Genomic DNA, 16,524 nt, shown 5'->3' on the forward strand with positions numbered 1-16,524 from the left:
TATATATTCCTTGTACTTCATGTCGGTTGCGTTAGAACACTTTTTCTTGTAATACCCATACAGCGGCTTCCACGCGGGATTTCAATTTCATTTTTTTCAATAGATGTTTTACGTGTACCTTTACCGTACTTTCAGTGATGGTGAGCTTGCGTGCGATGACTTTATTCGATAACCCTTGGGCGATCAGCTTAAGAATATCTTTTTCACGCGGTGTGAGTTGCTGAATATCTCGTTCGCTGTTATGGCGATTTTCCCGCAGATTGGCGGCCAGAATCGGTGTCAGCGTTTCGCTTAATACCATTTTCCCTGCCGCTGCCTGATGTAACGCGGCCAGTAGATCTTCAGGCTCCATGTCCTTGAGCAGATAACCATCGGCGCCATTTTTCAGCGCATTGATCACGTCATCTTCATGATTAGAAACACTAAACACCACAATCCGGCCGGAAAGCGGCTTTTCCCGTAGCCGGTTCAGTGTCTCCAGACCGTTCATTCCCGGCATATTCAAATCCAACAAAATGAGATCCGGGTCGAGCTGCTCGGCCAATTCCACACCTTGTTCACCATGGCAGGCTTCTCCGGCGACGCGTAAGTCGGCATCCATGCTAATCAGCTGTTTTACGCCGTTGCGTAGCATGGGATGATCATCAATCAGTAAAAGAGTCGCTGCATCTTCGTTGTTAGTCATTGTGTTCTCCCGTTAAAGATGATGGGTGATGATAGTCGGCAATGAAACTGACCTTGACTTCGGTTCCTCCCTCATCACAGCGCCGGATAGTGAAGTCGCCGTGCAAACTGCGAGCGCGATCGTGCATGATGATCAAACCATAGTGATTGATGCGACTGGCATCATCAGTGATACCGATTCCATTGTCACACACGCTGAGCACAATCCGGCCCTGATGCTGCAATAATCTAATGTCTACCTGGGTGGCCTTGGCATGTTTATAGATATTACTGAGTGCTTCGCGCACGATTTGCAGTAGGTGAATCCCCTGATGGGCAGACACCGCCTGTGGTGGAAGTTGGTAAAGTAGACTAATGGGATAACCCAGCCGCTTACCGAATTCCTCAGTCGTGGTGCGTAGCGCCGCCAGCAATCCAGGCTCGGACAGTTTAAGCCTGAAGGTGGTCAGTAATTCACGCAACTGGCGATAGGCGGTGTTAATTTCATCCCGCATCGCCGACAGTTGTTGTTGTGTTTCTGGCGACAATGTTTCGTTCTGCATTTGCAGGCAGCTTACCTGAATTTTCAAGCAGGAAAGCGATTGGGCGATCGAGTCATGCAGTTCGCGGGCAATAGTGGCCCGTTCTTCCATCAGCATCAGTTGCTGCTGGTGGCTGGACTGACGTTCCAGCGCCAGCGTGCTGGTCAACTGTTCCAACAGCGTGTTAAGTAATTGATGTTGATCCTGGCTGAGCTGAGTATCGGTAGGTAATCGTGCCAGCACGACGCCGTAGTGCCCCAGTTTGTCACTCAGATTCCAGTATAGTGGCTCCGTCGGCGTTTCCTGTGTCGGTGCCTGTGTACTGCAATACTGGCAGCCGACATCGGGACATTGATCCAGATCGAGTGATGCGTCGTGGCTGAACTGATGAAATTGTTCCTGGTTGTTATCTTCATACAACCGCAACTGAATATCGCGTAATGGAGCGAGTTTACTCAACTCATCCAATACTGGCATCAGTCGGCTACAAATAGGCATACTGGTATGCAGACGGCGGCTGACGCGGTATAGAAAAGAGAGGGTGCTATTTTTCTGTTGTAAGTCGGCGGTTTTTTCCTCTACGCGTTGTTCCAGATCGCGATAGATGGCAGCCAATTCATCGGACATGCTGTTTAGCACCTGTGCCAACGTCCCCATTTCGTCTTTTCCGCTGATCATCACCCGCTGTCCGAAATCACCACGGCCAATTGCCTGAGACATGGAAACCAACTGTTGCCAGGGGCGGAGTAGACGGCGACGCAGATAGACGATAGTGCTTATCAGCAGCAGAAGCATGGTGGCAATAAATATGCGCTGCACCTGTGCAACCAGCCGTAAACGCTCTTCCGTTTTATGGTCAATGGCGGAGACCAGCGCATCCAGTTGTGTGACATAACCGGCTACCTCGGCAGATGCATCGATTGGCCGGGTAGCCCGCTGTAAATGGGGTTTTAACGATACCATCCAGTATTGTTGCAACGTATCAAATTGTTGCCCCAATCCTTCACGCTGTACCGCCTGTTGCAAATCGCTGCTGGTTTCATCCCGTTCAAGAGCCTGAAGATAGACTTTATGATTGTCGGATAAAGGCACCATTGACAGTAGTCGATAGCTTTGCATACGTAGTGAACCGGCTTTATTGATAGCGTGCGCGTTTCCCTGAATGCTTTGTGCCATCCAACTGGAAACCGCCATGCCGGCAATACCGAGTATGCCCAGTAACAGCATCATTAGTGCTACCTGGTTAACCAGCGATAGCGGTAGCAGAAAGCGTTTGAACATGTAGAAACCCCCTATGACCGAGGAGTAGAAAATCCACATCGGAAGATGTCACCCTGTCGGTATTTTTCCCTATCCTCACGGATAACCCCATACCTATAACTGAGTACCACCAAATTTCCACCTACCATTATGCGTTAGAACAGAAATAATGGGATGAGATATAAAAATATGAAATTAAAGATTTAATTTTCTCCGTGATGTTACTCATTAAGGAGTGTGACGATTTGGGGGGCGTTTTTTTACCTAACACCCGGTTGATTTATATCAACTTTGCCAGCGGTGTAACCCCTAATGTGACGCGTAACCATACAGGTGTTTCTATTGACCGAGGTTTTTATGACGCAGCCAACAATGACTCAAATCACGCCACGTGAGACGGTGATCAGGGAGTGGTACCCGGAAGATCCGCAATTCTGGCAAACCCGTGGGCAGGGTATTGCCCAACGCAATTTATGGATATCTATTCCTTGTCTGTTACTGGCATTTTGTGTCTGGATGTTGTTCAGCACGGTAGCGGTTAATCTCAATAAAGTAGGCTTTCATTTCACCACTGAGCAACTATTTATGTTGACGGCGCTCCCGTCGGTTTCCGGTGCGCTGCTACGCATACCCTATTCGTTTGTTATTCCGCTGATGGGAGGACGTCGTTGGACTATCCTGAGTACCCTTGTTCTGGTGATCCCCTGTGTGTGGTTGGGGTTTGCCGTGCAGAACCTGCAAACCTCCTATCATGAATTTATGGTCATTTCGCTGCTGTGCGGTTTTGCGGGGGCGAATTTCGCGTCCAGCATGGCCAATATCAGCTTCTTTTTTCCGAAAGCCCGTCAGGGTGGGGCGCTGGGATTAAACGGCGGCTTCGGTAACCTGGGCGTCAGCGTGATGCAACTGCTGGTGCCGGTGGTGATTTTTCTACCGATATTGAGTTTTACCGGTAAAGGCGTTGCCCAACCGGACGGCAGTATCATTCAGTTACAGAATGCGCCGTGGGTGTGGGTGCCGTTTCTGCTGATCGCGGCTGGCGCCGCCTGGTTCGGTATGAACGACCTGAGCGCTGCCAAAGCTTCTCTGCGTCAACAGCTACCGGTGCTGAAGCGCTCACATCTGTGGATACTCAGTGTGTTGTACCTCGCCGCGTTCGGGTCGTTTATTGGATTTTCTGCAGGTTTTGCCATGCTATCCAAAACCCAGTTCCCGAGTATCGTCATTCTGCATTACGCCTTCTTTGGGCCGTTGCTGGGAGCATTGGCACGTCCGGTGGGGGGGATGCTATCCGACCGCTTTGGTGGTGTTCGGGTGACATTGATTAACTTTATCCTGATGTCGATACTTTCCGCTCTGTTGTTCATTTCACTGCCAGGAACCGGCAATGAGGGTTCTTTCCCACTGTTCTTTGGTATTTTCATGTTGTTGTTCCTGACGGCGGGACTGGGAAGTGGTTCCACTTTCCAGATGATTGCCGTGATTTTCCGTGGATTGACACTGACGCGGGTCAAGGCCAGTGGCGGAAGTAATGAAGACGCGCAGCGCAGTGCCGTTACCGATACGGCTGCCGCACTTGGGTTCATTTCCGCGATGGGCGCGATTGGCGGGTTCTTTATCCCGAAAGCGTTCGGGACTTCGCTGGAACTGACTGGATCGCCAGCTGGCGCGATGAAAATTTTCGTGGTGTTCTATGCGGTTTGTGTGCTGATTACCTGGCTGTGCTACGGTCGCAAAAAAAGTCAGTGACTGACGAGTGAGTAGTCAGGGATGACTTCTCTGGAACCGGGCATGTTCTTACCGATATGCTCGGTATCCAATTTCTGCAATAAGCAAGCCAGTCAGTTGCTGTTGATCCCTGCCTTTTTTCTCTGCTTAATCGCCAGTCACATACTTTTTCACTATCCCAGGCAATGCGGAATTTATGTAAAACGAGATTTACGAGTTTCGCTGTGGTGTTAATTTAGTTACAACATTCTTAATGGAAAAATCAAGTGGTGCCTCACCTTTAAATAAAGAGAAAATTCATTCTGGTAAGCATGTTTCTGCGGCTACCCCCAAATAGTTGCAGGTATAAATCCTGTGCCTGTCATTTATTTATCAGGTTAATAATCTATTTATTTATCAATGTCTTGATTTCAAAAAGGTATATCACCCTTTGGTGGTATTTTACCCGTTACCCGTTGATCCCGGCTCCATCTCTCTTGATCACCATCAATTTTGACTTATGACGCGCTGGCTAACCTAGCGGCAAATTGAGCGATGTGTCGTAAGCAAAGCCTACGCGTCTGCTACGGACATTTTATAACTACAAGTTTATAACTACAGGGGCCAGCAGGCTCCGCAGCAGGAGAGTCCGGATGAGCAAATTTCTTGACCGGTTACGCTACTTTAAACAACTAGCCGAGCCATTTTCTGATGGTCATGGTCAAACCCTTAATACCAATCGTGATTGGGAAGATGGTTACCGTAGCCGCTGGCAGTATGACAAAGTGGTACGGTCGACACATGGTGTCAACTGTACCGGATCGTGCAGTTGGAAAATCTACGTTAAAAACGGGCTGGTCACCTGGGAAACCCAGCAAACCGACTATCCACGTACCCGCCCGGATTTGCCAAATCATGAACCCCGTGGTTGCCCACGCGGTGCCAGTTACTCCTGGTATCTGTACAGTGCTAACCGTCTGAAATATCCGATGATGCGCAAACAACTGATCACATTGTGGCGCGAAGCCAAACAACATCATCGCGATCCCGTGGATGCCTGGGCATCAATTGTCGGTGATGTGGAAAAAGTTCGCAGCTACAAACAGGTACGTGGTCGCGGCGGCTTTGTGCGTTCTGACTGGAATGAAGCCAACGAACTGATTGCGGCGGCTAATGTTTATACCGCCAAAACCTTTGGTCCTGATCGTATCATCGGTTTCTCGCCGATTCCGGCCATGTCGATGGTGTCCTATGCTGCTGGTGCTCGCTATCTGTCGCTGCTGGGGGGTGTTTGCCTCAGTTTTTACGACTGGTACTGTGACTTGCCGCCCGCTTCACCGCAAACCTGGGGTGAGCAGACTGACGTACCGGAATCTGCCGACTGGTACAACTCGTCCTATATCATTGCCTGGGGTTCCAACGTGCCGCAAACGCGTACCCCGGATGCGCATTTCTTTAGTGAGGTCCGTTACAAAGGCACCAAAACGGTAGCGATTACGCCAGACTATGCGGAAATCGCCAAACTGTGTGATCTGTGGCTGAATCCGAAGCAGGGCACCGATAGCGCGATGGCGCTGGCAATGGGCCATGTGATCCTGAAAGAGTTTCATCTGGAACGTCCGAGCCACTATTTTATCGAATATGTTCGTCAGTACACCGATATGCCAATGCTGGTGCTGTTAGAACCCCGTAATGACGGTTATTACGCTGCTGGTCGGCTGCTGCGGGCGGCGGATCTGATCGATAATCTGGGGCAGGACAATAACCCGCAGTGGAAAACAGTTGCGATTGATGAGCACAGTGGCAATCTCACCGCCCCGCAGGGCTCCATCGGCTATCGCTGGGGGGAACAGGGCAAATGGAATCTGGAGCAGCGCGATGGAACCAGCCAGCAGGATGTTAGTCTGCGCCTTAGCTTACTAGGGACCCATGACGATGTTGTACCGGTGGGGTTCCCTTATTTCGGTGGCATCACCAGCGAACATTTCAACAGTGTCGGACTGGATGAAATCCTGTTGCATCAGCTGCCCGTCAAACGCCTGCAACTGGCGGATGGCAGCGATGCGCTGGTGGCCAGCGTGTATGATCTGACGCTGGCTAACTACGGTGTAGACCGCGGCCTACAGGATGACAACTGTGCCAAGGATTATGATCAGGTGAAGGCATACAGTCCGGCGTGGGCTGAGCAGATCACTGGCGTTTCCCGACAGAACATTATTCGTGTCGCCCGTGAATTTGCCGATAATGCGGATAAAACCCACGGCCGGTCAATGATTATCGTCGGTGCCGGAATGAACCATTGGTATCACCTGGACATGAACTACCGTGGGCTGATCAATATGCTGGTTTTCTGTGGTTGTGTCGGTCAGAGCGGTGGTGGCTGGGCGCATTACGTCGGACAGGAAAAGCTGCGCCCGCAAACCGGCTGGCTGCCGCTGGCGTTTGCTCTCGACTGGCAGCGTCCGCCACGCCACATGAACAGCACCTCGTTTTTCTACAACCACTCTAGCCAATGGCGTTATGAAACCGTAACGCCACAAGAACTCCTGTCGCCACTGGCGGATAAATCCCGCTTTACCGGCAGCATGATTGATTTCAACGTGCGCGCCGAACGCATGGGCTGGTTGCCGTCGGCGCCGCAACTGGACACTAACCCGCTGCATATCGCCGCCAAAGCGCAAGCCGCCGACATGACGCCGCAGGAGTACACGGTCGCTGCACTGAAATCCGGCGAGTTACGTTTTGCGGCCGAGCAACCGGATGACCCGCAGAACTTCCCACGGAACCTGTTTGTCTGGCGTTCCAACCTACTGGGCTCGTCCGGTAAAGGCCATGAATACATGCTCAAATATCTGCTGGGTACAGAGCACGGTATTCAGGGACAAGATCTGGGCGTTCAGGGCGGAGTGAAACCGGAAGAAGTGGAATGGCAGGATCAGGGCGGTGAAGGGAAGCTGGATCTGGTGGTAACGCTCGATTTCCGCATGTCCAGTACCTGCCTCTATTCGGATATTGTGCTGCCCACCGCCACCTGGTACGAGAAAGACGATATGAATACGTCGGACATGCATCCGTTTATTCATCCGTTATCGGCGGCAGTCGATCCGGCCTGGGAATCCAAAAGTGACTGGGACATTTATAAAGGTCTCGCCAGTGTATTTTCCCGCGTGTGTCAGGGACATTTAGGTACTGAAACCGACGTGGTGACGTTGCCGATTCAGCATGATTCTGCCGCTGAACTGGCGCAGCCGTTGGGTGTACAGGATTGGAAAAAAGGCGAATGTGACCTGATTCCAGGGAAAACCGCGCCACATATTATGGTGGTGGAACGCGACTATCCGAATACTTATGCGCGCTTTACATCACTCGGTCCGTTGATGGATAAGCTGGGAAATGGCGGTAAAGGCATTAGCTGGAACACCCAGACGGAAATCGATTTTCTGAAAAAACTGAACTACACCAAGGCAGAAGGTACTGCCGTCGGGCGACCGAAGATTGAAACTGCGATTGATGCTGCCGAAGTGATTTTGTCGCTGGCACCGGAAACCAACGGCCAGGTGGCGGTTAAAGCCTGGGCCGCACTGAGCAAGGTGACGGGGCGCGACCACATTCATTTGGCACAGTCGAAAAAGGATGAAAAAATTCGCTTTCGCGATCTTCAGGCTCAGCCGCGCAAGATTATCTCCAGCCCCACCTGGTCCGGTCTGGAAGATGAGCACGTGTCTTACAATGCCTGTTACACCAACGTTCACGAGCTAATTCCGTGGCGCACGCTATCGGGTCGCCAGCAGTTGTATCAGGATCACGAATGGATGCGCGCCTTTGGCGAGGGTCTGCTGGTCTACCGCCCGCCTGTGGATACCCGCACGACCACACTGTTGCTGAACAAAAAATCGAATGGTAATCCGGAAAAGGTGCTGAGCTTTCTGACGCCGCATCAGAAGTGGGGCATTCACTCCACCTACAGCGATAACCTGTTGATGCTAACGCTGGGACGCGGTGGTCCGATTGTCTGGCTGAGCGAAGACGATGCCCGCGATCTGGACATTGTGGATAATGACTGGATTGAAGCGTTTAACGTCAACGGTTCTCTGACGGCTCGCGCCGTGGTGAGCCAGCGTATTCCTGCCGGTATGACCATGATGTACCACGCACAGGAACGTATTTTGAATCTGCCCGGCTCGGAAATGACCGGACAGCGCGGTGGTATTCATAACTCTGTGACTCGCATCTGTCCGAAACCAACACACATGATTGGGGGATATGCGCAACTGGCCTATGGTTTCAACTACTACGGCACCGTGGGTTCCAACCGTGACGAGTTTGTGGTGGTTCGCAAAATGAAGCGTATTGACTGGCTGGATGACGAAGGCCAGGACGATATCCAGACCAACAGCACAGCAGCTAAACGCCGGCAGGAGAAAGCCTAATGAAAATTCGTTCACAAGTTGGCATGGTGCTGAACCTCGATAAATGCATTGGGTGTCATACCTGCTCGGTCACTTGCAAAAACGTCTGGACCAGCCGTGAAGGTATGGAGTACGCCTGGTTTAATAACGTCGAAACCAAACCTGGCGTTGGATATCCTCATGCCTGGGAAGATCAGGAGAAGTGGAAAGGTGGCTGGATCCGAAAAATCAACGGCAAGCTGGAACCACGGATGGGCAGTCGTGTCGGCGTACTGGCAAAGATTTTTGCCAATCCGGATGTGCCGTCCATCGATGACTACTACGAGCCGTTTGATTATGACTACCAGCATCTGCAACAGGCCCCGGAAGGCAAGCATCAGCCGGTAGCGCGCCCACGCTCGCTGATTACCGGTCAGCGCATGAAGAAGATCGAAAACGGTCCGAACTGGGAAGACGATCTGGGGGGCGAATTCAGTAAACGTGCGTTGGATAAAAATTTCGACCAGATGCAGAGCGCGATGTACGGCCAGTTCGAAAATACCTTCATGATGTATTTACCACGGCTGTGTGAGCACTGCCTGAACCCGGCTTGTGTAGCGACCTGTCCGAGTGGCGCCATCTACAAACGCGCCGAAGACGGCATTGTACTGATTGACCAGGATAAATGCCGTGGCTGGCGTATGTGCCTGACCGGTTGCCCGTACAAAAAAATCTACTTCAACTGGAAAAGTGGCAAGTCGGAAAAATGTATTTTCTGTTATCCGCGCATTGAGTCCGGCATGCCAACGCTGTGCTCGGAAACCTGCGTGGGACGGATCCGCTATCTTGGGGTTTTACTGTATGACGCAGACTGCATTGAACAGGCGGCATCAGCGGATAACGAACAGAACCTGTATCAGCGTCAATTGGATATTTTCCTCGACCCACATGACCCGGTAGTCATTGAGCAAGCGTTGAAAGATGGCATACCACTGAGCGTCATTGATGCCGCGCAGCAGTCACCGGTGTACAAAATGGCGGTGGACTGGAAGCTGGCGCTACCGCTGCACCCGGAATATCGCACGTTGCCAATGGTGTGGTATGTGCCGCCTCTGTCACCGATTCAGTCTGCTGCTGATGCTGGTGAACTGGCACACAGCGGCATCTTGCCGGATGTCGAAAGCCTGCGTATTCCGGTGCAATATCTGGCTAACCTGCTGACGGCAGGGGACACTCAACCGGTGTTGCTGGCGTTGAAACGTATGCTGGCCATGCGCCACTACAAGCGGGCTGAAACGGTAGATGGCATTACCGATACTCGTGCGTTGGAGCAGGTGGGCTTAACTGAAGCGCAGGCTCAGGAAATGTACCGCTATCTGGCAATTGCCAATTTTGAAGATCGCTTTGTGGTTCCCTCCAGCCATCGTGAAATAGCGCGGGAAGCCTTCCCGGAAAGCAAAAGTTGCGGGTTTAGCTTCGGTGACGGCTGTCACGGCAGCGATTCTCCGTTCAACCTGTTCAATAGCCGCCGTATTGATGCCATTGATGTCAGTAGCAAGACGCGGGATATGAACAGCAAAATCATGCGGGAGAACGGTCATGATTAGTCTTCAGGTGATTGCCCGTCTGCTGGACTACCCGGACCGCGAACTGTGGGAAAACCAATCGGCGCTACTGGAGGCAATAGAGCAGACGGAGGAACTGTCATTGCGTCAGAGCGCTCAACTGATGCAGTTTATCGGTGATTTTTACCGATCAGACTTATTAGATAGACAGGCGCAATACTGTGAGCTGTTTGACCGTGGTCGTGCTACTTCACTGTTGCTGTTTGAGCATGTACACGGTGAATCGCGCGATCGTGGTCAGGCGATGGTGGATTTGATGGAACAGTATCGTCAGGCCGGCCTGATGCTGGACAGTAAAGAGCTGCCAGACTATTTGCCGCTGTATCTGGAGTATCTGGCGCAGCGAAAACCAGACCAGAGTCGTGCCGGATTAACGGATATCGCGACAATTCTGGCATTGCTGGGAGCCCGCTTGCAGCAACGTGACAGCCAGTATGCCGTGCTGTTTGATCTGTTGTTGTCGATTTCCGGTAGCGCACTTAGAAGTGACAATGTCACTAAAAGCATCGCCCACGAAGCCCGTGATGACACCCCGCAAGCGCTGGACGCCGTGTGGGAAGAGGAGCAGGTCAAATTCCTCGGTGAGCAGGGTTGCGCATCGGCGCAACAGACTCAACATCAGCGCCGCTTCACTGGCGCGGTGGTACCACAATACCTGAATCTTGATACCACGCCGGTAAAAGGAGGATGCTAATGTATTATATCAACCTGTTTTTTTTCGATATTTATCCTTATATTGCCGGTGCGGTGTTCCTGATCGGTAGCTGGTTGCGTTATGACTACGGGCAGTACAGCTGGCGTGCAGGCTCCAGCCAGATGCTGGATAAAAAAGGGATGCGACTGGCCTCCAATCTGTTCCACATCGGCATTCTCGGGGTACTGGGCGGCCATCTGTTCGGCATGCTGACGCCACACTGGGTGTACGAAGCATTTTTGCCGCTTGAAGTTAAGCAGAAAATGGCCATGTTCGGTGGCGGACTATGTGGCGTGCTGACGCTGGTAGGGGGTGGTTTACTGTTGAAGCGCCGCCTGACTAACCCGCGAGTGCGGGCTACGTCCACTACCGGCGATATTTTGATCATGACACTGCTGGTCATTCAGGCGGTGCTAGGACTGTTGACTATCCCATTCTCTGCCCGACACATGGATGGCAGCGAAATGATGAAGTTGGTGGAATGGGCGCAGGCCGTGGTGACGTTTCGTGGTGGCGCGTCTGGGCATCTGACCGATGTGGCGCTGATTTTCAAACTGCATTTGGTGCTGGGGATGACGCTGTTCCTGCTGTTCCCATTTTGCCGGCTGGTGCATATCTGGAGCGCGCCGGTGGAATATCTGACGCGCCGTTATCAACTGGTGAGGAACCGACATTAACTGATATTAATGCTGAACAGATAGGAAAATCGGTTTTTTTGGTTATGCTGGTGCACTAACCACACCGGTTAAATAGGGCGGCGTAAAGCAAGATGGCTTTACGCCGCGTATCATTTCAATGTTTTAAATCCACTGTATTTCATCTCCACCACGTTTCAAACGGGCTGGATTTCAGACCAACTGTGACGCTGCCACTATCTCACACATCATAACTAATTGATTTTTATACTCTAAAATTTTCCATTACTCCCAGGCTAACGTTTGTAACAGGTGGTTAATTGATAGCCAGTCGCTGCCTTCCTATTCTATTGCTACGCAAAAACGCGACCCGCGTAATACGTAATAAATAACCGGGGAGGTTTATATATGTCGTTTCAACAGCAACCCACACGCGTTTGGGATACCCGTCGTCAGGAAAAGCGTCGGCGTATTGAGAGCGTACAGGGTTTGGTCTCAGGAAAAGTGATTCCCACCGATGACATCATCGCCGCACTGGAAAAGCTTATTGCGCCCGGCGATCGTGTCATTCTGGAAGGAAACAACCAGAAGCAGGCGGATTTTCTGTCTCGCCAATTAGCGGAGGTGAGCGCATCACATATTCATGATCTGCATATGATCATGCCTAGTGTCGGGCGACCGGAACATCTGGATATTTTTGAGAAAGGTATTGCCCGCAAGTTGGACTTCTCGTTTTCCGGCACTCAGAGCCTGCGTATTTCGCAGTTGCTGGAAGATGGTTTACTGGAAATTGGTGCTATTCACACCTATATCGAACTTTATGCTCGACTGTATGTGGATTTAGTGCCGAATGTGGCCCTTATCGCCGGTTACAAAGCCGATCGCCACGGTAATCTGTACACCGGGCCGAGCACCGAGGATACCCCGGCATTGGTGGAAGCCGCCGCGTTTAAAGACGGCATTGTGATCGCTCAGGTGAATGAGTTGGTGGAAGATGAGTGCGATCTGCCACGTGTGGATATTCCCGGCTCATGGGTTGATTTCGTGGTGGTAGCCGACAAGCCATTCTTTATCGAACCGCTGTTTACCCGTGACCCTCGTCTGATCAAACCCGTGCATGTGCTGATGGCAATGATGGCCATCAAAGGCATTTATGCCAAACACCAGGTGCAGTCACTCAACCACGGTATTGGTTTTAACACTGCCGCCATCGAACTGCTATTGCCCACCTATGGTGAACAACTGGGATTGAAAGGGAAGATCTGCAAACACTGGACGCTGAATCCGCATCCGACCTTGATTCCAGCGATTGAAAGCGGATGGGTAGATACCGTTCATTGCTTTGGTGGCGAACTGGGTATGGAAGACTATATTGCCGCTCGCCCGGATGTTTTCTTTACCGGCAGAGACGGCTCGATGCGCTCCAATCGCGCATTCTGCCAGATGGCCGGGCAGTACGCCGTCGATATGTTCATTGGTTCAACTTTACAGGTTGATGGGCTGGCGCACTCGTCTACCGTTACCCGCGGGCGCTTGTCCGGCTTCGGCGGCGCACCCAACATGGGGCACGATCCGCATGGTCGTCGTCACGCTACCCCAGCCTGGCTGGACATGATTGAGGAACCCGATCCGCTTCAGCGCGGCCGCAAGCTGGTAGTACAGATGGTGGAAACCTTCCAGGCAGGCGCCAAACCCACATTCGTGGAAAAACTTGATGCTGTTGATGTCGCTAAAGAGACATCAATGCCGTTAGCGCCGGTCATGATTTACGGTGATGACGTCACCCATGTTCTGACTGAGGAAGGGATCGCCTACCTGTACCGCGCCAAATCGCTGGAAGAACGGCGGGCAATGGTCGCCGCAGTGGCAGGCATTACTGATATCGGTTTGGGCGTAGATGCCAAACGCGTGGCAAGCCTGCGGCAGGAAGGCAAGGTGGTATTCCCGGAAGATATGGGGATTCGCCGTACCGATGCAAGTCGTTCGCTGTTGGCGGCGGGCAGCATTTCCGATTTGGTTGAATGGTCCGGCGGATTGTATAACCCACCGGCTAAATTCCGGAGCTGGTAATGCTATCTCCTTCCTGCTTTTTCGATCGCGCTGCTGAGACCGGTGCCGCTTTTCTGGCAGAACAGGCGACTCATGCACTACTGGATGAGGTTCGCTTGTCGCCAAAACCGGGCCTGGTGGACAGCCGTGGCAACGGTGCTCATCAGGATCTGTCGCTGGCACTGATGGAGCGTTCTGCCTATAGCCTGCAACCGACATTTCATGCGCTGGCGCTGGCGGGTTGGCAACGCCGAGCCGATGTCGCGCTGCGCCGGGAGATCGGAGAAATAGGACGTGAGGGTGAAGTTGTCATGATGCAGGCCACCGCTGGCGTCAATACTCATCGCGGCGCCATTTGGGCACTGGGGTTATTGGTAACGGCCTCTGGCATGCTCGGTGGCCGAGGCGCACCTGAACAGGTGGCGCAACAGGCGGCACAACTGGCACAACTGTCTGACTCTGCCAGTCCTAAACGCTTCAGTAAGGGGTTGATCGCCACCCGCCGCTATCAAGTTCCCGGTGCGCGGGAAGAAGCGCAGCAAGGGTTTCCTCATGTGATACGGCTGGCATTACCGCAGCTATGGCGTAGCCGGGCGATGAACAGTGGTGAGCAGGCCGCCAGACTGGATGCGCTAATGGCAATCATGACTAGTCTGAGTGACACCTGCGTGTTGTCTCGTGGTGGGATGGCGGCGCTGGATGCGATGCAACAAGGTGCCAGACAGGTACTTACCGCCGGTGGTTTTTCCCATCCAGACGGGCGTCAGGCGCTGGCAACATTGGAAAAGCATCTGTTGCAGTACAACGCATCTCCCGGCGGCGCGGCAGATTTACTCGCCGCCGCATTGTTTCTCGATCGGGCCTCGGCCCGTGGAGTAACCAGATAAGAGGACGTTATGGAAAGTATTGAATTACGTTATCCGGCACAACAAAGCCTGCCGGGCAGAGCATTGGTGGGCGTGGTGGGCTCCGGTGATCTGGAAGCTTTGTATGAACCCGCCACGGATCAGACATTGACAATCAGGATTAAAACGTCCGTTGACGGCAGTCGGGTTCACTGGCAAATGCTGTTTGACCGGCTGAATACCTTGACGACGTTGCCCACTGGCCGTCTGGACATTAATGATTTTGGTGCCACGCCGGGTGTAGCGCGGTTACGCATCGAACAGGTTTTCGAGGAGGCCAGCCATGCGTGATGCCATCAGCTTTATTGAACTGAGTGCTCGCCAGCGGGCGTGTAACCTGCTGGATGACGGGACGTTCCACGAGTTACTGGGGCCGTTTGAGCGCATCACGTCGCCGTGGCTGGAACCGCAGGGCATTGTGACGCAGGCGGATGACGGGATGGTGGTCGCCAAAGGCACCATCAACGGTAATTCGACGGTGGTGATTGCGGTAGAAGGGGCGTTTCAAGGCGGCAGCATGGGGGAAGTCTCTGGTGCCAAGATGGCGTCGGCACTGGAGTTGGCCGCAGAGGATAACCGCAAAGGTATTCCCACGCAGGCTGTGCTGCTGCTGGAAACCGGTGGTGTGCGTTTGCAGGAGGCCAATCTCGGATTGGCAGCGATAGCTGATATTCATGCCGCAATTGTCGATCTACGTCGTTATACCCCCGTTATCGGCATTGTTGCTGGGACGGTGGGGTGTTTTGGCGGTATGTCGATTGCCGCCGGATTGTGTAGTTACCTGATCGTTACCCGCGAAGCCCGGCTCGGCCTCAATGGTCCACAGGTCATCGAGCAGGAAGCCGGAATTGATGAGTATGACTCCCGTGATCGTCCGTTTATCTGGAGTATGACCGGCGGCTCAGTGCGTTATCGCAGTGGTTTTGTGGATCGGGAAGTGGCCGATTCACTTCCAGCGGTAAAAGCTGCCATGCAGGCATGTCTGGAACGTGGTGTACCGGAACAGCATCGCTCGGAACGGTTTGACTGGTTCTTGAACCGGTTGACTTCTTTTGATACCCGCCAGCAGGCTAGCGCCGCGCTGACCGAACAGTTATTTACCCGGGAGGAACGCGCATGAGTACTTTACCTTTAAGCCGCGGAGCGTATTGGTTTTCACTACTCACTGCGGGAGCCGTACCGGTAACGGGACTCTGTCCATCTGTCCGTGCCGCTGACGGTGACATTGACGGACAGGCCGCTCGTTTTATTGCTGTAGTACCGGATGCCAATAACCAGTATCCGCGGGCTGCTCACGGCGAAGTCGGGCTGCTGGAAGGCTGGACGCTAGCGAAAGTGGTCACGCAGGTGGTGGCGGAAGATCGTCAGCAAACACAAAAACGAGCCATCGTGGCTATCATCGACGTTGCCAGCCAGGCTTATGGTCGTCGGGAAGAAGCGTTCGGCATCCATCAGGCGCTGGCTGGCGCGGCTGGCGCTTATGCCAGTGCTCGACTGGCGGGGCATCCGGTGATTGGTCTCATCGTCGGCAAGGCGATGTCCGGCGCGTTTCTGGCGCATGGTTATCAGGCTAATCGGTTGATCGCTTTCAATGACGCAGGCGTGATGATCCATGCCATGGGTAAAGCCTCTGCGGCGCGTATTACACTGCGCTCGGTGGAAGCATTGGAAAAACTGGCCGCCACTATTCCGCCGATGGCTTATGACATTGAAAATTATCACTCATTGGGGCTGCTGGATCAGTTGCTGACCATCGTGGATCCGCTTAATGCCAGTGTTGATGAACAAACACAGGTATACACGGCGATTAGTGATGCGATTACCTCTGCCCGTCAACAAGGTACTGATCTGCGTAATCGGTTAGGTGCGAAAAACCGCCACAGTTCTCAACTGGTGCGGGAACGTATGCGCGCTGAATGGTAGTGCATGGCATGCGTTGCCTACCTTTCTAAAACGCGCTGTGCGCGCTGGTGTGTGCGGCAAAAAGTGCGCACCAGCACGTTGACACCTGCCTGATAATCGCCACAACGTGCAGACATCAGGCTGAATGTACCAT

General features: G+C 52.8%; 12 protein-coding genes. 10 read left to right on the forward strand and 2 right to left on the reverse strand.

The annotated features are described in order from the left end of the window. Nucleotides 1-31: 31 nt before the first annotated feature. Nucleotides 32-685 carry a two-component system response regulator NarL gene (gene narL, locus CWC46_RS12590; protein ID WP_021016214.1) on the reverse strand — a complete coding sequence of 218 codons (654 nt, stop codon included), beginning with the start codon at nucleotides 683-685 and terminating at the stop codon, nucleotides 32-34. Continuing rightward, the gene (gene narX, locus CWC46_RS12595) at nucleotides 678-2,486 is read right to left on the reverse strand and encodes a nitrate/nitrite two-component system sensor histidine kinase NarX (RefSeq protein ID WP_021016213.1); all 1,809 of its coding nucleotides are present in this window, start codon (nucleotides 2,484-2,486) and stop codon (nucleotides 678-680) included. Before narX ends, narL begins: the two co-directional genes overlap by 8 nt. A gap of 336 nt (nucleotides 2,487-2,822) precedes the next feature. Here narX and CWC46_RS12600 point away from each other — a divergent pair, with 336 nt between their 5' ends. The 10 genes from CWC46_RS12600 to mdcE all read left to right on the forward strand — a co-directional run bounded on the left by CWC46_RS12600 (nucleotide 2,823) and on the right by mdcE (nucleotide 16,391). Continuing rightward, nucleotides 2,823-4,214, forward strand: a complete 1,392-nt coding sequence (locus CWC46_RS12600; RefSeq protein ID WP_021016212.1) for a NarK family nitrate/nitrite MFS transporter — start codon at nucleotides 2,823-2,825, stop codon at nucleotides 4,212-4,214. A gap of 611 nt (nucleotides 4,215-4,825) precedes the next feature. Beyond that, nucleotides 4,826-8,602, forward strand: a complete 3,777-nt coding sequence (locus CWC46_RS12605; RefSeq protein ID WP_021016211.1) for a nitrate reductase subunit alpha — start codon at nucleotides 4,826-4,828, stop codon at nucleotides 8,600-8,602. Then, on the forward strand, nucleotides 8,602-10,167 hold the full coding sequence (gene narH / locus CWC46_RS12610; RefSeq protein WP_021016210.1) for a nitrate reductase subunit beta: 1,566 nt from the start codon (nucleotides 8,602-8,604) through the stop codon (nucleotides 10,165-10,167). The genes CWC46_RS12605 and narH overlap by 1 nt, the downstream gene beginning before the upstream one ends. Then, the gene (gene narJ / locus CWC46_RS12615; RefSeq protein WP_021016209.1) at nucleotides 10,160-10,879 is read left to right on the forward strand and encodes a nitrate reductase molybdenum cofactor assembly chaperone; all 720 of its coding nucleotides are present in this window, start codon (nucleotides 10,160-10,162) and stop codon (nucleotides 10,877-10,879) included. The genes narH and narJ overlap by 8 nt, the downstream gene beginning before the upstream one ends. Continuing rightward, the gene (gene narI / locus CWC46_RS12620; protein WP_021016208.1) at nucleotides 10,879-11,556 is read left to right on the forward strand and encodes a respiratory nitrate reductase subunit gamma; all 678 of its coding nucleotides are present in this window, start codon (nucleotides 10,879-10,881) and stop codon (nucleotides 11,554-11,556) included. The genes narJ and narI overlap by 1 nt, the downstream gene beginning before the upstream one ends. A gap of 366 nt (nucleotides 11,557-11,922) precedes the next feature. Continuing rightward, nucleotides 11,923-13,584: a malonate decarboxylase subunit alpha gene (gene mdcA / locus CWC46_RS12625; RefSeq protein WP_021016207.1), complete on the forward strand. Its 1,662-nt coding sequence runs from the start codon at nucleotides 11,923-11,925 to the stop codon at nucleotides 13,582-13,584. Further along, nucleotides 13,578-14,450: a triphosphoribosyl-dephospho-CoA synthase gene (locus CWC46_RS12630; RefSeq protein WP_416354400.1), complete on the forward strand. Its 873-nt coding sequence runs from the start codon at nucleotides 13,578-13,580 to the stop codon at nucleotides 14,448-14,450. Before mdcA ends, CWC46_RS12630 begins: the two co-directional genes overlap by 7 nt. 9 nt (nucleotides 14,451-14,459) lie before the next feature. Further along, on the forward strand, nucleotides 14,460-14,759 hold the full coding sequence (locus CWC46_RS12635) for a malonate decarboxylase subunit delta (protein WP_021016205.1): 300 nt from the start codon (nucleotides 14,460-14,462) through the stop codon (nucleotides 14,757-14,759). After that, nucleotides 14,752-15,588: a biotin-independent malonate decarboxylase subunit beta gene (locus tag CWC46_RS12640; RefSeq protein WP_021016204.1), complete on the forward strand. Its 837-nt coding sequence runs from the start codon at nucleotides 14,752-14,754 to the stop codon at nucleotides 15,586-15,588. The genes CWC46_RS12635 and CWC46_RS12640 overlap by 8 nt, the downstream gene beginning before the upstream one ends. Continuing rightward, complete coding sequence (gene mdcE / locus CWC46_RS12645; RefSeq protein WP_021016203.1) at nucleotides 15,585-16,391, forward strand: biotin-independent malonate decarboxylase subunit gamma; 807 nt, start codon at nucleotides 15,585-15,587, stop codon at nucleotides 16,389-16,391. Before CWC46_RS12640 ends, mdcE begins: the two co-directional genes overlap by 4 nt. Nucleotides 16,392-16,524: the final 133 nt, after the last annotated feature.

Origin of the sequence: Prodigiosinella confusarubida, from assembly GCF_002847015.1 — a bacterium.
Classification (GTDB): Bacteria; Pseudomonadota; Gammaproteobacteria; order Enterobacterales; family Enterobacteriaceae; genus Prodigiosinella; species Prodigiosinella aquatilis.